Source organism: Anaerovibrio lipolyticus LB2005, from assembly GCF_000621545.1.
GTDB lineage: Bacteria > Bacillota > Negativicutes > Selenomonadales > Selenomonadaceae > Anaerovibrio > Anaerovibrio lipolyticus_A.
Map to the genome: position 1 here is coordinate 181,374 of NZ_JHYA01000001.1, position 20,309 is coordinate 201,682.

A 20,309-nucleotide genomic window follows, 5' to 3' on the forward strand; every position below is an offset into this window, starting at 1 on the left:
CTCACTAAAAAATTATTTACTGTCCCGTTCTTCAATCAGCCTACGATACGGGCCATCATGCTTCATCATATCACGATGGCGTCCCCGTTCTACCACTTGGCCTTTTTCCAAAACAATTATTTCATCTGCGTCCCGAATAGTAGACAGGCGATGGGCAATAACAACACAGGAGCAGCCACGATGACGAATATTGGCAAGCACCTGCTCCTCAACAACCGGATCCAGAGCACTAGTAGCTTCATCTAGTATCAACAGCGAAGGATTAACTGCCAACGACCGGGCTATTTCCAGCCGTTGACGCTGTCCGCCACTGAAATTCAGTCCACTTTCTGCCACCTTGGCATCATAACCACCATCCAATTGAAGGATATCATCATGAATGCAGGCATCCATAGCTCCGTGAATAATATCACTTTGACGTAAGGAATCATCAAAAAGGGATATATTCTGAGCTACAGTTCCAGTTATCTGAAAAATATCCTGATCAACAGCAGCCAGGGATGAGGTTATAACATTGCGGGGAATTTGGCGACGTGGTATACCATCAAAAAGTACCTGGCCATCCCATTCCTCATATAATCCTGTAATCAGCTTGGCTACCGTAGATTTGCCACTTCCGGATGAGCCCACTATGGCCACCCAATGCCCCGGCTTTAAATGAAGATTAAAATCTTTTAATAGAGGAGGCTCCAATGGACTATAACCAAAGGATACATGCTCCATAGTCAACTCACCAGACAACCGCTTTTTGGATTCAGCACTTGATGTGCCTTTCGATATATCGGTGCCAATGCTATATTCGCCTTCATCTGGGTAGTTTAGGGTATCTACGCCATAGCACCGCACATCATTAAGTCGCTGCATCTGCATTTCAGTAGTCTGAAGGCTGGTATAAAGACCCGTCAGATTATTCACAGGAGCCTGGAAATTCGTCATCAAATGCTGAAAGGCCACGAACATACCTGCCGTCATGGCTCCATCCATAATGGAAAAGCCACCAAAGGTCATTATAAGTGCTCCATTCAAGCCAGATAACAGGGTTGGTAGCATAGTCACAGACAGCATCCAGATTTGGGTCTCCTGCATACCATTCAAAACCTTTGCCCTATATCCCGCCCATTTCATGAAGAAATCTCCCTCATTACCATTGGCCTTGATACTGTCAATCATGGTGAGACCATTTATACTTACGCCATACTCCTTGCCTGCATCCTGCTGTATACGCATGGTCAAATCCGTCAAATGCCGACGTGTCAGCAAAAGCACCCCAATATTCATCATGAGAAATACAATACCAATAAGGGTAAGAGTAAGGTTGTATTGCAATAAAAGCAATAAGAAAAATAGTGCTACAAATCCATCCAGCACTGCAGTAGCAGCACTGCCGGATAAAACTCCTGCCACAGCCTCATTCATGCTGATGCGCCCTGCCACCTCCGCAGCATATCGCTGGTGAAAGAACTGCATAGGCAATCTCAATAAATGCCAGAAAAAGCTGGATGAATCTGCCAGAGTCAATTTCCGCTGCCAACGGGTCAAAATAACGGAACGAAGCCATGTCAACACCGCTGACACCACAAAGGATATAGTCATGGCCAGGCACAAATTTGGCATCCAATCAGGATGTTTGTTAGTTAAAATTTCATCCAAAAATATCTGACTGAAAACTGGTGATGCCAATCCGGGAATAATCATAAAGAGCCCTAACAAAATGAGGAAACACATTCCCCATTTATCCTGCCACAGCTTTTCTCCCACAGCTTTAAACACATTGTATCGATGGCCCTCCGGCTTAAAGCCCGGACCTGGCTTAATAGCAAGGGCAATTCCTGTATAAGAGTAAAGAAATTCCTCCCAATCCACAGTACGGCGTCCCAAAGCCGGATCATTCAAATATACCTTGTCATTAATGATTCCCTCCAGAACCACGAAATGATTGAATTCCCAATGAATAATCAGGGGAAACTCCGGTTCCTCCCGTATATTTTCCGCCTCCCAGCTGTAGCCGTGGACCTCGCAATTACGCCTCTTTGCCGCCCGCAACATATTGCTGGCCTTGCTGCCATCACGATTTACGCCGCATTCAGCCCGCAGCTTTTCAAGGGGAATCCATAAGCCATAATGAGCCAATACCATAGCCAGACATGCAGCCCCACACTCGGTGGCCTCCATCTGCAAAATGGTTGGTACCTTCACTCGATTTCCCTGTCCAATATGAAGTTTATCTAAGAACTCAAAGGCCATCTGACTCACCTATTCCGCAGCCATTGGCTGATTTTATAAAATACTTTTTCGATAGGAGGACGACGCTCAATAATAATAGAACCTGTACAAAAGCTACCTGCAGAAACTGGTTTGTGAGGTCCCACCACGGAGGTCCACAAATACCCTGAAGGAGAATTTTCATCTCTTACAAGTATGAAACGCACCTCCATTACTGCCCCCTGCCCACTGGCCATAAGGCGCTGGGATAATTCTGGGTTGCCAATCTGCTGTTCAACGGACTTTAAAGATACTGGGTAACTGGATACAGTGCGCACTACTCCCACCAGGCTTCCGGATTCCTGCGCATCAACACCGCTTGGTACTATCTGAATAGTCTGACCGGTTTCTATGCGTTTGCCCTTGTCCACCGGAACATAGAGCACCCCCATTAAATCGGCATTCTTTTGGGTAAGACGAACACTGCAGATAGGACTGCCGCTATCGATAATACTTCCCTTGCGAACCATCACTTCATCTACTATGCCGTCATAATCACTGGTTACATCCCGGGCCAGCTGCTGCTTATACAGCTTTGCCCGATATTGATATACCTGACTGGAGGTATCACGCATATTGCTGGCCAACTCTGATTCAAATTTTGCAATATTGGTGTCTGCGGACTGGTCTGACTGCTCCAAACGGGCAATCAAATCCCCCTTCTTAATATGGGAGCCTTCCCGCACATGAACGCTAGCCACCTTTCCCCCAGCAACATGAGTAACATTAGTAACACCACCATAATCAATAATCATTCCCACACCATCAGCTCTGACAGTGAGAGAACCGAAAATTGACCATATAACAATGGACAGCAATAATAAGCCCACAGCCAATAAGCCCATCCAGCCAATAGGGGTGGTTATGGGCAAGAGGGCATCCAATCTGTCCGGGGAACGTAGCTTATCTAATGCCGCCCGGCTAAAAAATTTGCTACCATCTGTCATGATCAGTTATCCTCCAATACAATATCAATCTGCGTTCCTTCCTCAATTCCCTCTGTATCTGAAGTAATAACTATATCTCCAGCCTGAAGTCCCGATTTTACTTCAACATATTTGCCATCAGTTACACCGATTTCAACACTCCGTATAGCCAAACGGCCATCCTCATCCATCACAGCCACCTGAGTTTTATTTTCATTTATAAATGCTCCTACTGGTACCGTCAAACATTTATGTGGTAAGTTAGATTGAAGGCACAGCTTGCTATATGCTCCCGGCTCCAGCAAGCCCACCCTATTATCTATACTCCATACCACCTGACGTATAGAGGCAGGTTCACTTAAATCAGGGGTAATCTTCTCAACCTTTGCACGAAAGACCTGATCTTCGCCCAAATTTCCAGAGGATATTTTTGCTCCATAGGACTTCTGAAGGCCCTCGCCTTCTCTGATAGTAAGATCAAATTCCCGTCCCACATATAGATGCTTGGTATATATATCCTTTAAAGTGGAAGTAAAATTAAGATGAGAAAAATCGCCTACCAAGGCTACCGGTGTACCAGCCTTTACATAAGCTCCCACCGTCTGATAAAGACTTAATATTTCTCCATCAATAGGAGAATTTATAATTTCCCGTGACTGCCTTACCAAAAGCTGTTCCCGTTGTGCCTCATAATTGGCCAATCTAGCCTGGGCTGCCTTATATGCAGCCTCCGCCTCGTCGAATTTCTCAAGGGAAATCGCCGAGCTTTCAAGTAATTGGCTATAACGGTTATAGGTATTTCTCGCCTTAACCAGCTGAGCTTCTGCTTCAAAAATATCACTGTCGGCCTGCCGTATTTTAAGCGGTATATCCTCATCAACCAGCTCTATGATAGGGCTTCCCTTAGCAACCTGGCTATTTTTCTCAACAAACAGCTGGATAACCCGACCGTTCTCCAGAGCCATTACATCCGTCATATCCTTTGAGTACAGGTTCACCAAATCCAGTTCAACAACAGGCATTAGACTTCGTTCCTGAACTTTTACACCAGTAAGTGGCAAATGATGATTGGACATGCGCTCAGCAATCTGATTTTCACCACGATTATTTAAATAAACGCTATAGCCAAATAATGTTACAATCAGCGTAATAATAATGCCTACCCCTAAGTAGAAGTAAATTTTCATTGTAAATCCTCACAATTTTTATATTTTTTTGTAATACTCCTGCCCATGAGTCGTATGTTATGGTAAAATAAGAACTACTAAAAAGATGGGAGTGAATATTATGAGTATCCAGGATGAATTAATGAATACGGATTTTTCACACCTCAGCAATGTTAAGACCAGTCTCAAGGCCCATCTCCATGAAATGCGCAAGCAAAAGAGAGAACTCTCTTGGGAAGAACTGGATGAATTAGCTGCCGCTGGCGGTCATAATCCAATGAATCCTATGATCACTAAAAAGCCTTTGTAATTTATTTTAAATAAATGGCAAATATATTAATAAAGGACTGTGGACACCATTGAGTGCCTACAGTCTTTTTTGTATAAATGCCCTACCTAATATTATAAGAAAAAAAGTTATGTTTTCCAAGTTTTTTAGTCTTTTCGAAATTTTCTCTATATTTATTATCACTAATTTTTCCTCACTTCAAAAAGTCCCCCTGCTTCAGCTGCATATAAACCTAAAAAAATGAAAAGCTCCCAGACATCATAATTATCCGGGAGTTTTAATATTTTATAGGATTTACAGATTAGCTCCTATCTTGTAGGCCACATCTGCAAACTCAGAACGCTCTACCAAAGAGCGTGCCCCACAGCCTGTTGCCCATACCTGCCCCACATCAGTCCATTCCATATAACGAACCAAGGTATCATAATGATTGGACAGGGCCTCCATGGTCCAGTCAGCACTGTTATAAGCAGTGGCCATCATTATAGACTTTTTCCTGTGAAGCTTTTCCGTACGGGAATAGAACCGGTCTACTATTATCTTCAGCTGAGCTGACATACCAAAATAATACAATGGCGTAGTCAGCACGATAAGGTCCGCCTCCAGCATTTTCGGCATAAGTGTATTTTCAATAGCGTCCTTAAATACACATGGGCCATCCATACCGCACTTGTCACAGCCCCGACACGGATGGGTGTCCTCGTTGGCCGCATCAAAGGCAAATACCTCATGCCCTGCACTTTTTGCGCCCTCGGTAAAACGGTCAGCCAAGTATATAGATGTGGATTCATTTTTAGGATGAGGACTTGATGTTATAACTACTATTTTCATATTTTTCCCTCCTGATACACTGCCCTTTGCAGGCACCTCAGTTGTCTTATTCTTATTTTTTCCTGTCAGACCTGAGAGACCACATCCTGAAAGAAACAGGGTAATAGCCCCCATACTAGTGACCTTTAAAAACTCTCGTCTATCCATGGCTTCTCACCTTAGCTTCCAATACATTTCCTGCCTTTCTTATTGATTTTTTCTACTTCAACAGTTCAGTAGCTTTTTTAGGCAATTATAGCTTATTTCATATACTGAGTGATATACAAAACCCACTTTAGCCTCATCCATGGCTTCCCTTTGCTTTTCATTGATCTCTACATAGGGGTAAATACCATAAATAAAAGGGAAAAATACATACAAAAATTCCCGTTTGGCGTCCTCGTTCATATCCTGACAGAACTTATCAAGACAATTCTTTACCGCCCTAATTGAATTACCATATACCTTTTTGAATTCCACAAGGCTTTCATACCTGCTGTTTCCCTCCATGTCGAAGTGGTTCATGGTCATCAGCTTAAGCAGCTTTCCACGCCTTTCCAGAGTTTTTGCCAGCTTATCAGCCAGCTCATCCCTGGAAAGCTCCTTATTATTTCTGCACAGATTTTCCAGGTCTTCTATCCATAACTCGTACTCTTTTTGCATATACGCCAGAAAAATTTCCTCTTTCGTATCAAAATAATTATATATTGATGTACGATTAAGGGAAGTGGCATTGGCAATTTCTTTAAGGGTTATATCCTTAAAACTCATTGTCTCATACAGTTGGGCACAAGCATCAATAATTTCCTCCCGTTTCGCCAGCAAAAATTCCTCTGTAACCTTTGGCATATCCTTCTCCTTAAACCTTAAAATATTCCATGGGACAACAATTGCGTTATAAAAATGACTTCGTGTCAGTTTTATTGTATATAAAAAACGTCACGGTGTCAATATAACGAGCTTTAAGATGTCCCCCTCCTCTTTAGGTGGGGGGAAACAAACTTTAACAGCTGGCGAGCATATCTCCCAGCTCGTTGAAACGCTAATTGGAAGATTTTTCTTCTTAAAGAAGAAAAATTTGAACAATGGCGTTATAAAATAAAACTTCTTGAAATACAGTTTTAAACTCATAAAAACACACCCATCTTACTAAACAAAGTCTAGCAAAACGGGTGTGCATTTTATGTTACGCTATTTATTTCTTCAGCTTATCGAATTCTTCTCTTGTAAGATAAGAATCCTGAGTACCCTTGCGGGTTACGCTAAGGGAAGCGTACTGTGAAGCCTCCTTCATGGCTTCAGGGATGTTCTGGGTCCGTGAATAGTTTTCCACGAAGCAGCCAATAAAGGAATCACCGGCACCAGTGGTATCCACTGCATCGACTTTAACAGCAGGAACCACCAGATAATCCTCCTTGGTAAGCCACATGGAGCCCTTGGAACCCATTGTCACGATTACGTTTTTTAAGCCCTTATCCACCAAGGTCTGAGCTGCAGCCTTAATCTCCTCAAGAGTATTGGTTGGCATGCCGGTCAGAATAGACAGCTCAGTTTCATTTGGCACAAAGAAATCGCAAAGACAAGCCTTCTCAATAGAAAGCTCCTTGCTGGCTGGAGCTGGGTTAAGAAGAACAGGCACATTATGCTTTTTACCCATATCGATGGCGGCATAAACCGTCTCCAATGGCACCTCCAGCTGCAACACTATAAGTCCGCATTCCTTCAGAGCATCCTCAGCATCCTCAATGACCTCAGGAGTAAGGCAGGCATTTGCCCCCTTATGAATGAGAATACGATTCTGTGAAGACTCATCCACCAAAATAGTTGCTACACCATTGGCTACACCAGTGGCTGTCCATACATAATCTGTATTGATGTTATTCTCCAGAAAATTGTCCATGGACTTTTCACCGAAAAGGTCATCGCCAATTGCGGTAACCATCATTACATCAGCACCCAATTTGCCGGCAGCCACAGCCTGATTTGCGCCCTTACCACCGCAAGCGGTATGAAAGCCAGTGGCTTCTCTGGTCTCACCAGCCTCGGGAATTTTATCAGTGTAGGATACAACATCCATATTAGTTGAACCAATAACTGCAATCTTCATATAATCACCTTATTTTTTCAATTTACCCACGCTGCCCCTAATAACCAGATTATTATATAGTCTGGTGCATGAATGGGCCTCGTCGCGGTTTTGGATCTGCTCCACCAAGCGGCGAACAGCAAGGCGTCCCATAGCCTTGATATCCACACTTATGGTAGTCAGCCCAGGAGAGAAGGCCTCTCCCAATGTAATATCATCGAAGCCGATTATTGATACGTCTTCGGGGATGGAAAACCCATTTTTCTGTAATGCCTGCATGGCCCCCAAAGCAATCATATCATTATCGGCGAAAAAAGCGGTTGGCATTTCTCTGCCTTCTGCAATGTAACGGTTTAGCCCCTCGAAGGCACCCACCACATTGGGTTTTACGTTGAACACCAGATTCTTGTCCACAGTAAAACCATTTTCCCACAATGTCCGATTAAAGCTTCGCCCTCTGGCAACAAAGTTTCTGATCCGGGTATCCCCCTGGAGATAACCAATCTTGGTGTGACCATTCTCCAAAAGATACTTTACTGCCTTTGCTACAGAATCCTCATTGTCCATGAGAACAGTATCAAATTTCAGCGATTCAAAATAATTATCAACCATCACCAGTGGTATGCTGGCATTCTGAAATATATGGGCATCCTCCTCATTCATTTCAGTTCCCACCAGCAATACTGCTGATGCGGTATCATTTAATAACTCACGAACATTGTCCTCAAAATCGCTATGATGCCGGTAAAGATTGACAATAGAAACATCGTAGCCCGAACGCCTGCTTTCAGCCTCAATGCTGTCCAGCAGGGTGGAAAAAAATGGTGATTCAGTAAAGACCTCTCCACTATCGCGGTAAGTAACCATCTTGATTCGCTTAATTTTTTCATCCTTGATATACCCGTTTTCCCGGGCTATTTTGATGATTTTTTCAGCTGTATCCTTATTTACTCCCCGCTTGTTACTAAGGGCATTGGAAACCGTTGCTACAGAAAAACCAGATAATTCACTGATTTTCTTTATGTTTACCTTCATAGCAGTCCCCTTTAAAATACTACACCAGCCCTCAAAATAACATTGGCATAAGGACTAAACTCACCAGTGCGGATAGCGAATTTCACCTGTGCGGAAAATTCCTTTAAAGCATCGTGAGGCATGGATTCATGCTCAATACCAGGGAGCTTCTCTCCCACATAGGCCTTAAGAGCAGGATTTTTGTCATCCATCTCATCAGCCAAAAAATAGTATTCTACTTCCATCTCAGTAAGCAGAGCATCAAGAGTCTGCTTAAAGGTTGGAATTCCAGGAACAAGTGCCATATCTACAATAGTAACACCTTCAGGAATTGGCATCCCGGCATCACCAATCATAACCAAATCCTTGTGACCTAAACCAGCAACAAGATAGGAAAGGTCAGCATTTAAAATACCAGTCTTTTTCATAATAATCGCCTCGTAGCTTTCTGCTTTCAAATTAGTCCTTGGACTCGTTGCGGGCCTGGAGAGCCATCTTAGCCTCCATGTTCCGCTGGAACTGGTCAATGATTACGGCCAGAATAATTACAAGACCCTTGATAATCATCTGCCAGAACTCGGATACACCGCACATAACCATACCATCGGAAATAACACCGATAACGAAAGCACCGACGATGGTTCCGCCAATAGTACCAATACCACCGGCCATGGAAGTACCACCAAGTACAGCCGCAGCGATGGCGTTCATTTCCCAAGTCTCACCAGTGGCAGGATGTGCTGCCTCCAGCTGGGATGCAGTAATAAGACCTACGATAGCGGCGCATACTGCGGAGAAAATGTATACCAGAATTTTAACCTTATCAACCTTTACACCAGAAAGCTTTGCAGCCTTCTCGTTACCACCGATGGCAAAGATGTGCCAACCGAATACGGTCTTTTTCAAAAGGATATGAGCGATAATAGCAATTACCACCAAAATCAAAGCACCAACAGGAATCTCAGCAATACGGCTGCCGAAGAAGCTGAAGCCGGTATTTCCCAGAGCCTCATTACCAGCAAGGCTGGAATAGGTTGCACCGTTGGAGTGAAGCATTGCCCAACCACGGGCCATGTACATGGTACCCAAGGTTGCAATAAATGGAGCTACGCCAAACTTGGTAATGATGATACCGTTGAGCCAACCAATAAAGGCACCAACCACAATGGTGAGAATAACTACCATAGGAACGCTGAAGTAAAGGGTTACTCCGGCAAACTGGAGAGTTACACCATTCTGAATCATACCGCCGGCAATCATGCCGGCCAAACCAACCACGGCACCTACTGACAAGTCGATACCGCCCGTAATAATTACGTAGGTCATGCCGATAGCCAAAATACCATAGAGTGCTACGTGCTTAGCCAACAGCAGCAAGGTATTAGTAGAAAGGAAATTCTCATTTGCAACGCTGAAGAAAATCAGCAGGAGCACCAATACAATCAAGGTACGGCCCTTCAGGAGGGTCATCATCAATGATGTTTTATCTTTAAACATTTTAAGTTATCCACCCTTCTTTAATTCTTCTTCCCAGAGTTATGCCCCTCATAGGAAGCCATAACCAGTCTGTCCTCAGTGATTTCATCTCCTGCAAGCTCTGCAGTCTTGATACCGTTGGAGAGAACGATGATGCGGTCTGCAATGGATTTAATCTCCTCCAGCTCAGAGGAAACAACCAATAATGAAAGACCTGCATCGGCGAAATGATTCATTATTTCAAATACATCGGTCTTGGCACCGATATCGATACCACGGGATGGCTCATCCAGAAGAAGAATCTTTGGATTAGTCATGATGCCCTTACCAATAACTACCTTCTGCTGATTACCACCAGACAGGGAAAGAATTGGCAGGCGTTTATCCGCAACCTTAATGTGAATTTCATCGATTATCTTGTCAATATTGGATTCTTCCTCATTACTCTTGAGGAAAATACCTTTAGCATAATTTTTCAAGCTGGACAAGGACAGATTCTTACCAATGTCCATAGTCTGAACAAGACCTTCGCGCTGTCTGTCCTCCGGAATAAGAGCAAAGCCACGATCAATCTGCTCAGTGATACTATTAATCTTCAAGGTCTCGCCGTTAAGTATAACCTCACCGGTGTGCTCTGGGCGAAGTCCCATAATACACTCGAATATCTCAGTACGTCCAGCACCCATAAGCCCGTAAATACCAAGGATTTCACCCTTCTTAAGCTGGAAGCTGACCTTATCAAGGAGCCAGCCACCGCCCTTCTTAGGCAGTGACAAATCCTTAACCTCAAGAACAGTCTCTCGCTTAGACCAATCAATATTGCCAGCCCGCTTAGGATAACTTTTTCCCTTACCTACCATTTTCTGTACAATCCAGGAAATATCAATATCCTTAACGGCTGCACTATCAACCAGCTTACCATCACGAAGAACGGTTACATAATCACCAATCTGCATGATTTCTTCAAGACGATGGGAAATATAGACAATGGAAATACCTTCTGCTGTCAGCTCACGCATAATCTTAAAGAGAACCTGTACCTCCTGCTCACTAAGGGAGGATGTAGGCTCATCCATAATCAGAATTTTAAGATCATCCTGAATCAGATTACGGGCAATCTCAATCATCTGCTGCTGACCTACACGCAAATCGCCTACGATAGTATAAGGATCAATTGGATGCTGGAGCTTTTCCATTATCCGCTTGGTTTCCTTTACATGATATTCATTGTCCAGACCAACGGTGCCTTTTTTGCGCTCCTTGGCCATAAAAATATTCTGATATACCGCAAGGTTAGGGAACAAATTCAGCTCCTGATGAATAATGCCGATACCATGTTCTCTGGCCTCAGTTACATCATCAAAATGAACCTTCTCCTCACCCATGAACAGCTCGCCTTCAGACTCCTGCTCAATTCCGGCTATGATTTTCATAAGGGTGGATTTACCAGCACCATTTTCACCGATGAGTACGTTTACCTTGCCCTTGTACACATTGAAGGAAACCTCATCCAAGGCTTTGGTACCAGGATAAATCTTGCTGATTTTTTCAGCATGAAGGCAAACATCAGGCCCATTTGTTATATTGACTGCCATTTGCAGTTGCCTCCTTTACTTAACAATTAATTCTGCTGGGGTTACGAGAATTTCATCTGGCTTATCAACAGTGAATGCACCAGTGAATTCGATGGTCTTGCCCTTAAGCTCAGTAACCTTTGCAGGGGCAATTACATCCTTTGCCACAACATCATGAATGCTCTGTGATATTTTAGCCCAATCTACCTGATTGGTGTAATCTTCATATTTAATAAAGCTGAGGCTGTCACGGATAGCTGCGCCCTTGAATACGCTACCAATCTGGAGCTTAACAATCATAGGACCGCTGTATCCATCCAACTGAACGACCATATAACCAGCTTTCTTTTCGGTGTTAACTTCAGTAACCTGACCCTTGCCCTTTACTACAAAGCTCAGCTCACCGGAATCACCCATGGAATACTTGCCGTACTTGCTTGCTACGGACTTTAAAGTGCCATTAGCCTCAGTAAGAAGCTTTGGCAACTCTACTGCCTTTTCCTTCAGCTCTGGAACCGCCTGGGACTCCCAAATAGCCTCAACGGACTCAGCAGCATTAAATGCCTTGTTGCCGGTAACCTCATCCTCATGACCGATCTGCACTACCTTAACGCAGCCAGTGAGAGAAAATACCATTACCAGACAGATCATTAAAATTAAGCTAATTCTCTTCTTCATAATTGTATACTCCTCGTTTTCCAATTTTCTAAGGAAAGAGGGTGAACCGCCTATTGTCCACCCTCACCTTTGCTTTTTATACCTTAAGAATTACTCTTTGTATACGAAAGTCTTGAGCTTGTCAACATTCTTTGCAGTAATTGCAATGCAGTCTACAAGCTGCTTCTCATCGAGACCAGTGGAACCAGTCTTGAGGTACTTATCAGCCTGCTCAACTGCCATTTCAGCGATTTTTGCAGCCTGCTGCAGTGCAGTACCGGTCATATCGCCAGCCTTAATTGCAGCAGCAGCCTCATCGGAACCATCAACGCCGATAATAGCGATCTTACCCTGGAGGCCTGCATTCTTAACAGCTGCTACAGCACCAACAGCCATGGTGTCGTTACCGCAGATGATACCCTTGATGTTAGGGTTGGACTGGAGAATAGTCTCAGTCTTCTGGAAACCTTCAGTCTGCTCCCAGTTTGCAGTCTGCTGAGCAACCATCTTCATGTCTTTGTACTGGTCAATAACTTCATGGAATGCCTTGGAACGAACGCCTGCATTAGTGTCGGACTCCTTACCGAGTAACTCAGCATATTCGCCCTTTTCACCCATCTTCTCAACGAATGCCTCAGCAATAGCCTTTGCACCCTGATAGTTGTTTGCTACAATCTGGGAGATTGCAACACCGCTAGCATTAATCTCGCGGTCAATCAGGAAAGTAGGGATGCCAGCCTCACGAGCCTTCTTAACAGCTGCTACGGTTGCATCAGCACCTGCGTTATCGCAGATAATTGCAGCAGCCTTGTCGGAAATAGCATTCTCGAACAGCTCAGACTGCTTTGTTGCATCGTCATCATGAGATACCATCTTTACTTCATAACCAAGAGCCTTTGCCTTAGCAGCTGCTGCATCAGCCTCAGTCTTGAAGAATGGATTGGAATGAGATGGAGTGATGATATAAATAATGTTGGAGCCGCCTCCCTTAAGAGCAGCCTTATCCCCTCCATCAGCAGCTTTCTTGTCTGCACCGCAGCCGGCAATCAGCATCATCATCATGCAAAGAGATGCTACTATTGCCAAAACTTTCTTGAACTTACCCATCTTATTTTTTTCCTCCTTTAAGATATAATTGGAAAACGTTTATGATTTATCAGGTTTAGGCTCCCTGCTAAATCCAATAATATCATGTACGAGCCAATGTTCTCCTTATTGAGCTCTCCCAACCCGATTTAAGTTGGTCTCTACGGTCCTGACTCATACCCGACACATAAGTAATTCGAGATATACCGTCAAAAACCTTCTTATTTTCATAAATTCCTACAGAAATTCCCGCAGCATAGGCAGCCCCCATAGCAGAAAGCTCCTCGGAATCCGGAACCTCCACTGGCCTATCTAAAATGTCGGCCTGGAACTGCATCAGATAATCATTTCTGGTAGGACCACCATCTACCCGCAGTCCCTTCAGCGTCTTACCCGATTCTTCCTCCATAAGGGTGGCAATATCGGAAATCTGATATGCTATGGAATCCACCACCGCTTTTACCAGCTCCGACTTACCCGTTACGCGGGTAATGCCAGTAAACATCCCCGTAGCCTCGCTGTCCCAATAAGGAGCACCAAGTCCGGAAAAAGCTGGAACAAAGTAGGTTTTATCCGCAGGATTTGCCTTTTTGGCCAAAGCCGCCGTTTCCGCCGCACTTTCTATTAGCTCAACATTATCCTTGAGCCATGTAATGGAAGCTCCAGTGTAGTTGATATTGCCCTCAAGAACGTACTCCGGCTTGCCATCAAGGCTCCAAGCCAGGGAAGTAACCAAGCCCTTTTGGCTGCTGATTGGCTTTGAACCAATATTCATCATAACAGAAGAGCCAGTTCCATAGGTGGCCTTGATCATGCCCGGCAAATGGCAGCCTTGGCCATAAAGGGCTGCATGAGAATCACCAAATACCCCGTGAATAGGCACTGGCCGCTCAAACAGTCCATCAAAATCCGTAACACCATAAAGAGCATTGGAATCACAAACCTCAGGTAGGGCCGTGGCTTTTATACCGAAGGCATTACATATATCCTCATCCCATTTAAGAGTGTTGATATTAAACAGCTCTGTACGGGATGCATTGGAATAATCGGTCTTGTGCATCTTACCGCCAGTGAGCTTGTAAACCAGCCAGCTGTCCATGGTCCCCACGGCCAGTTTATCCTGATCCATCAAGGATTTTGCTTCATCCACATTTTCTATAATCCAGGCCAGCTTGGCAGCTGAAAAATATGGGGATAATGCCAGTCCAGTGTGGGACTTAACCCTTTCACCAAAGCCATCCTTGTCCAGCCTTTGGCAGATAGCGGCACCTCTGGCACACTGCCACACGATGGCGTTGTACACTGGTTTTCCGCTTTCCCTGTTCCAAGCTACTGCTGTTTCCCGTTGGTTGCTAATTCCAACAGCAGCAATATCCTTGCAGCTGACCTTGGTTTCACTTAAAAGCTCCTTGGTAATTTCCAGAAGATTTTTCCAGATTTCTTCAGGATCATGCTCTACCCAGCCCCGTTCATCCACTATCTGACGATGGCCCTTGTCCACGCGACATACAGCCTTGCCATTTTCATCAAAGAGCAGAACCTTGGTTCCCTGGGTACTCTGATCTATTCCTAAAATGTATTTAGCCATATCACAGCTGCTCCGTTACTGTTTTAACAATACCTTCTGCATCAAGGCCATAATACTTGAATATTTCTCTTGATTTACCAGTTACCACTGGGGCATCCGGCAAAGTCAGATTTATCACCTTAACAGGAGCATTGGCTGCAGTAATCTGTGCCACCATGGATCCCATGCCACCATACATGGTGTGCTCCTCCACAGTAACGATGAGCTTAGTTTCCTTGGCAGCCTTGATAATTGCATCCTTATCTATTGGCTTTATGCAATACATATCAAGAACTCTTGTGGAAATACCCTTGCCAGCCAATTCCTCAGCTGCAGCCTTGGCATCCCCCACCAGCTCACCGCAGGCTATAATGGTAACATCTGTACCATCCTTAACCAATGTAGCCTTATCCAGTTCAAAAGGAACATTGCCCTCTTCGTATACATCCTCAACAGCATTACGGCCAATGCGGATGTATGCAGGCTTTTCATCCTTCAATACGCTTCTTATCAAAGCCTCAGTCTGGAAACGATCACTTGGGAGATAAACCCGCATATTAGGCATAGAGCCCATAGTTGCAATATCAGTTGCAGAATGATGAGTCATGCCCAAGGCTCCGTAGCTTACGCCGCCACTGATACCGATTAGCTTTACATTAGTATTGGAATATGCCACATCCACCTTGGCCTGCTCCATACTTCTTGTAGAAAGGAAGCTGGCTGGTGATACAGCAAAAGGCTTCTTGCCACATGCAGCCAGACCTGCGGAAATACCCACCAGATTCTGCTCGGCAATACCTACTTCCACGAATTGCTCCGGACGCTGCTCAGCATAGGATTTCATTCCTGCAGAGCCTCTGGAGTCACTGCACAGAACAATAATATCCTTATCCTTTGCAGATTCTTCCAAAAGAACGTCATTAATAACCTGCTTATTAGCTATCTTGTTCATAACTGGGCCCTCCTTTCATCAAGCTCCTTAAGGGCCTGCTGATATTCAGCCTCAGTAGGAACCTTGTGATGCCATGCTGCCTTGTTTTCAATGAAGGAAACGCCACAGCCCTTAGTGGTATTTGCAATAATCACAGTTGGCTTACCCTTAGTCTTTTTTGCCTCTTCCACTGCATTATCAATAGCTTCCATATTGTTGCCAGGAATGGAAATCACATTCCAGCCAAAAGCGGCCCAACGCTCCTCCTGATCATCTGCGGTCATAACTTCCTCTGTAGTACCAGAGATCTGAAGTCTGTTGCGGTCAACAAAGGCAGTAAGATTATCAAGTCCATAGTGAGCACCGGCAGTAATTGCCTCCCAGTTAGAGCCCTCTGCCATCTCGCCATCGCCCATAACCGCATAAACACGATAATCACGCTTATCCATCTTGCCGGCCATAGCCATCCCCACAGCCACGGACAAACCATGTCCCAGGGAACCAGTATTCATTTCCACACCGTTAATCTTGTTATTTGGATGACCGATGTACTTTGACAAATGCTTGGAATAAGTATCAAAAAGCTCCTTCTTGTCAAAGAATCCCCTGTCTGCCAGTACACAGTAAAGGGCCTCCACAGAATGTCCTTTGCTAAGAACAAAACGGTCCCTGTTTGGATCATCCATTTTGTTTGGATCAACATTCATCTGCTTATAGTACAGGTCTACCAAAATGTCGGTAACACTAAGGTCGCCACCAATATGGCCGCATCCTGCGCTATAAATCAGCTCGATAATATCCTTGCGGATATCCAAAGCCTTTGCTTCAAGATTCATAGCTTACTCACCTCTCAAATACGCTTTAACCTCTTCCTCTATTGGGTCGTAAAGATCCGGCTTTACCCCAATGTATTTACATGCCTCATAAAGTACAGGCACAACATTCTTGTGAATACCTACGCAATGGTGGATATATGGTCCTTCAACCACTTTAGCCTCCAAGCGTTTAATGTTTTCAACCTCAATCCAAAGATAAGTACCCATGCAGCGTGGCCCCTCAACACCCTTAGCATTACCAAGAAGCATGGAGTATTCGCCGTTGTCACCGTCGAAGCGGCAAAGGGTTACATCACCGTGACGTGCCTCAGCAGTCAGGGAACCTGGATGGTCAAAGGCTAATGGATATGTAAGCTGAGCCTTTTCCTTGGCAATGGAAATTGGCCAAGGACCACAATGCTGTAAAAGCTCGCCATTTTCAATATCAGGATGACGAATAGTCCAGTCAGCAAAGAAGGAACGGGTTTCACCCATGCCTGCTGCCTCCACCAAAAGTGCGGTAATGGCACCATGGATATCAGTTTCACAAACTACTGGAATCCCTTCATCATTTAACAGTGCATTGGCTGCACATGGCATAATGCCCAGCTCAGACTGGAGAGCATTCCAGCACTGAATTGCTGCTGCATTACAGCCGTATTTCTTTATAAGGTTGGACATGCCAACCTTGAGAGCTGCCACATTCTCAAGCTCGTCGTCCTTAACCTTGATTTCCATCTTCTCGCGGCAGTAAGCTACCACCTTCTGGACCTCTGTGCCCTCTTCCTTGGCTGCCTTTACTGCATCCATTAATTCAGGCATTGGTATAGGAGAAAGCTGAATGTTAAATTTCTCCAAAAGCTCGCCCTCGTTGCACATGGTGGTCCAGAAATCATAAGGACGTGGTGCAATCTGGAGAATACGGATATTTCTAAAGGTCTTTACTATATTACATACTGCCAGAAAATCTCTGATGCCCCGCTCAAAAACCGGGTCGCTGAGGCGGCAGTTAGTCATATAGGTAAATGGCACCTGAAAACGACGGAGCACCTTGCCCGTTGCAAACAAGCCGCACTGGGTATCACGAAGGCGTACACCATTTGGCTCTGGACGCTCATCAAGAGGTCCCCACAGAAGAACTGGTACGTTCATGTCCTTGGCAAGGCGTGCACATAAATACTCAGTACCAAAATTGCAATGAGGCAAAAATAATCCGTCGATTTTTTCTCTCTTAAATTTCTCAACGATCTTTAAGCGATCATTTTCGTCGTAAAGAAGCCCTTCCTCGTTGATATCATCAATATCAACAAATTCAACGCCCAACTCCTCAAGGCGCTGACGGGTTAATCCACGATACTTAACTGCATCTGGAGCACTGAAGATACTGCGTCTGGTAGGCGCGTAGCCCAACTTGATTTTAACCATGTCATTTCCCCCTAAATAACACATCATTTATGATATATAATTTTAGTTTCACCTTATGGGTATCTTCCTAACCCTGTACAACGATCTCTTTTACTACATTCTCATTATAGCATTGAGTATATAAATTTTTCAATAAAATTTTAGTAAATTACGCATGATTTTTTATTATTTACCCGTTTTTTGGGTATGTCTTGGGTATATTTCACTTGTTTTCAGTATCAATCAATAGGTATGCGTTAAATAGTTTTATTCGTCTACAATTTTGATGTAAAAATTTCTTTTAAAATTTTATATATATTTTTAGTATATTTTTTATTGATTAATGCCCCCATTTGACCATGCCAGGCTGAGATGATATCCTTTACTTAGTTTTCTATGGAGGTATTCTCTTATGAGTTTAGATGGTATTTCTATGCATCCACTGGCCATTGAGTTGGACAGAGCCATTACAGGCGGACGCATAGACAAGATAAATCAACCAAATAAGCAGTCTGTAATTCTTTCCGTTAGACAGCCAGGCAAAAATTATTTGGTTCATATTTCAATAAATCCCCAGAACCCTGCGGTTCATATTATTGAAAAGGCACCGGATAATCCACCGGAGCCGCCTATGTTCTGCATGGTTCTCCGCAAGCATATTGAAACCGCCCGTATAGCCCGGATATATCAGCACAGTCTTGACCGCATCATCATATTGGACATGGATGTGCTGGCTGCGGGGGGACAAATCGTTACAAAATCCCTGGTAGTTGAGCTTATGGGCAAGTACAGCAACATTATTCTGGTACAGGACGACAACATCATCGATGTACTAAGAAGAGTCGGGGCCAACTCCAGCCGCATCAGGACTGTCCTGCCAGGAGACCCATATATTTTGCCACCTGTGCAGGAGAAAATGAATCTTCTCGAGTGCTCCATTGATGATGTGGTTACAGCCATCAAAGCCAAAGATGAATTAAAACTCAGCAAGGCCATTCTTGATACCTGTCTTGGCTTTGGCCCTGTAACTGCAAAGGAAACCGCCTATCTGGCCGGACTTCCCCATAACCAGTTGGTCAGTGAAATGGATGAAAGTGATTTTGCTTCACTCAATAACGCCTTAACGGAAATAAAGGATGCCTTTAAGGAGCCTTGCGGTGAAGCCTGCCTCGTGGTGGATGCTAATCAAAAGCTGCTGGCTACCGCCTCTTTTCCACTGCATTACTATATAAACGATACGGTTGTAAAATTTACGACCATAAGTGAAATGCTGGCTAAGGCTTCCAGTATTGCTGGTAGCTTTCAGCTGCCTGACAGGGACCGTTTCAAAAAGCTCATCAAAAATGAGCTGAGCCGGGCCCAGCACAAGGTGGATAAGCTGAAGGATGATATTGCTGCAGCCGACAACGCCGAGGAATATCGTATAAAAGCGGATAATCTTATGACCTATCAGTATCAGCTAAGGGACCGCGAAGATGCCACAGTTACGGTTACGAACATATACAGTGAATCCGGAGAAAGTATCTCCATCGCCATGGATCAACGTCTTTCCGTCAGTGAAAATGTTCAGGCCTATTACAAAAAATATGATAAACTCAAACGAGGCAAGGAGCTTTTGGAAAAGCAGCTGGAAAAATGTATTGATGACATAAAATACCTTGCTTCCATTGAAACCTCCCTTGAGGCATCCACTTCCCTTGCAGAGATAAATGATATAAAAACAGAGCTTATCACCAATAATATCTTAAGGGAAAATTTAAAGAAACACGCCTCTGTGAAGCAGTCCCAGCCATTTAAGTTTACTGCTCCTGATGGCACCACTATTCTGGTTGGCAAGAACAACTACCAGAATGATCGTCTCACCTTCAAGGTAAGTAACCCGGGAGACATTTGGCTTCACACCCAGGAGATTCCCGGATCCCATGTTATTATCCGCTGTGATGGGGATGAGCCCTCCGAGGATACGTTGCTTCTGGCCTCCTATTTGGCCGTTCATTTCTCCCAGGCAGCCAACTCCTCCAAGGTACCAGTGGACTACACCCGTTGCCGCTTTGTGAAGAAGCCGGCAGGTGCCAAGCCTGGCTTTGTTATCTTCACAAATCAAAGCACTTTGTATGTTACACCTGAGGATGAGGTGCTTAATCCTATTCTTCTGCAGACAAAAGAATAACGGGAAAACATATTTTCAATGATAAAAAGGACAGCTGGTTCATCAAAACGATGAGTCAACTGTCCTTTTAAATATA

At 44.3% G+C, this 20,309-nt stretch carries 18 protein-coding genes; 2 read left to right on the plus strand and 16 right to left on the minus strand.

What is annotated here, in order from left to right; genetic code table 11:
* Positions 1–12: 12 nt before the first annotated feature.
* From T355_RS0100950 to T355_RS0100960, 3 genes are read right to left on the minus strand one after another with little or no spacing between them, the layout of a single operon-like run.
* Positions 13–2,244 (minus strand): NHLP family bacteriocin export ABC transporter peptidase/permease/ATPase subunit, encoded by a 2,232-nt coding sequence (locus T355_RS0100950; RefSeq protein WP_051555298.1) that lies wholly within the window; start codon positions 2,242–2,244, stop codon positions 13–15.
* A gap of 5 nt (positions 2,245–2,249) precedes the next feature.
* Positions 2,250–3,209 carry an NHLP bacteriocin system secretion protein gene (locus T355_RS0100955; RefSeq protein WP_027396097.1) on the minus strand — a complete coding sequence of 320 codons (960 nt, stop codon included), beginning with the start codon at positions 3,207–3,209 and terminating at the stop codon, positions 2,250–2,252.
* 2 nt (positions 3,210–3,211) lie between these two features.
* Positions 3,212–4,375, minus strand: a complete 1,164-nt coding sequence (locus tag T355_RS0100960; RefSeq protein ID WP_027396098.1) for an efflux RND transporter periplasmic adaptor subunit — start codon at positions 4,373–4,375, stop codon at positions 3,212–3,214.
* A gap of 100 nt (positions 4,376–4,475) precedes the next feature.
* Here T355_RS0100960 and T355_RS0100965 point away from each other — a divergent pair, with 100 nt between their 5' ends.
* A complete protein-coding gene (locus T355_RS0100965) occupies positions 4,476–4,664 on the plus strand; it encodes a hypothetical protein (protein ID WP_027396099.1) in 189 nt (62 codons plus the stop codon).
* A gap of 273 nt (positions 4,665–4,937) precedes the next feature.
* Here the strand turns inward: T355_RS0100965 and T355_RS0100970 are convergent, their stop codons facing one another.
* From T355_RS0100970 to T355_RS0101030, 13 genes are all read right to left on the minus strand, one after another.
* A complete protein-coding gene (locus T355_RS0100970; RefSeq protein WP_027396100.1) occupies positions 4,938–5,474 on the minus strand; it encodes a flavodoxin family protein in 537 nt (178 codons plus the stop codon).
* A gap of 204 nt (positions 5,475–5,678) precedes the next feature.
* Entirely contained in the window at positions 5,679–6,302 is a 624-nt protein-coding gene (locus T355_RS0100975; RefSeq protein ID WP_027396101.1) for a TetR family transcriptional regulator, read from the minus strand.
* A 346-nt stretch (positions 6,303–6,648) separates the two neighbouring features.
* Complete coding sequence (rbsK, locus tag T355_RS0100980; protein ID WP_027396102.1) at positions 6,649–7,560, minus strand: ribokinase; 912 nt, start codon at positions 7,558–7,560, stop codon at positions 6,649–6,651.
* Between the two features lie 9 nt (positions 7,561–7,569).
* On the minus strand, positions 7,570–8,574 hold the full coding sequence (locus T355_RS0100985; RefSeq protein WP_027396103.1) for a substrate-binding domain-containing protein: 1,005 nt from the start codon (positions 8,572–8,574) through the stop codon (positions 7,570–7,572).
* Between the two features lie 11 nt (positions 8,575–8,585).
* The gene (rbsD, locus tag T355_RS0100990; RefSeq protein WP_027396104.1) at positions 8,586–8,981 is read right to left on the minus strand and encodes a D-ribose pyranase; all 396 of its coding nucleotides are present in this window, start codon (positions 8,979–8,981) and stop codon (positions 8,586–8,588) included.
* Positions 8,982–9,012: 31 nt separating this feature from the next.
* Positions 9,013–10,050: an ABC transporter permease gene (locus T355_RS0100995; RefSeq protein WP_027396105.1), complete on the minus strand. Its 1,038-nt coding sequence runs from the start codon at positions 10,048–10,050 to the stop codon at positions 9,013–9,015.
* A 20-nt stretch (positions 10,051–10,070) separates the two neighbouring features.
* Positions 10,071–11,624: a sugar ABC transporter ATP-binding protein gene (locus T355_RS0101000; protein ID WP_027396106.1), complete on the minus strand. Its 1,554-nt coding sequence runs from the start codon at positions 11,622–11,624 to the stop codon at positions 10,071–10,073.
* Positions 11,625–11,639: 15 nt separating this feature from the next.
* Positions 11,640–12,281, minus strand: coding sequence for a DUF2291 domain-containing protein (locus T355_RS0101005; RefSeq protein ID WP_027396107.1), 642 nt, complete (start codon positions 12,279–12,281; stop codon positions 11,640–11,642).
* Positions 12,282–12,371: 90 nt separating this feature from the next.
* Positions 12,372–13,367, minus strand: a complete 996-nt coding sequence (locus T355_RS0101010) for a D-ribose ABC transporter substrate-binding protein (protein WP_027396108.1) — start codon at positions 13,365–13,367, stop codon at positions 12,372–12,374.
* A gap of 82 nt (positions 13,368–13,449) precedes the next feature.
* Positions 13,450–14,934 carry a glycerol kinase GlpK gene (glpK, locus tag T355_RS0101015; protein WP_027396109.1) on the minus strand — a complete coding sequence of 495 codons (1,485 nt, stop codon included), beginning with the start codon at positions 14,932–14,934 and terminating at the stop codon, positions 13,450–13,452.
* A gap of 1 nt (position 14,935) precedes the next feature.
* On the minus strand, positions 14,936–15,865 hold the full coding sequence (locus T355_RS0101020) for a transketolase family protein (RefSeq protein WP_027396110.1): 930 nt from the start codon (positions 15,863–15,865) through the stop codon (positions 14,936–14,938).
* Entirely contained in the window at positions 15,862–16,680 is an 819-nt protein-coding gene (locus tag T355_RS0101025) for a transketolase (protein ID WP_027396111.1), read from the minus strand. The genes T355_RS0101020 and T355_RS0101025 overlap by 4 nt, the downstream gene beginning before the upstream one ends.
* Positions 16,681–16,683: 3 nt before the next feature.
* On the minus strand, positions 16,684–18,084 hold the full coding sequence (locus tag T355_RS0101030) for an L-fucose/L-arabinose isomerase family protein (RefSeq protein ID WP_027396112.1): 1,401 nt from the start codon (positions 18,082–18,084) through the stop codon (positions 16,684–16,686).
* Between the two features lie 391 nt (positions 18,085–18,475).
* On the opposite strand from T355_RS0101030, the gene T355_RS0101035 reads away from it, so the two are divergent.
* Entirely contained in the window at positions 18,476–20,233 is a 1,758-nt protein-coding gene (locus T355_RS0101035) for an Rqc2 family fibronectin-binding protein (RefSeq protein WP_027396113.1), read from the plus strand.
* Positions 20,234–20,309 lie beyond the last annotated feature (76 nt).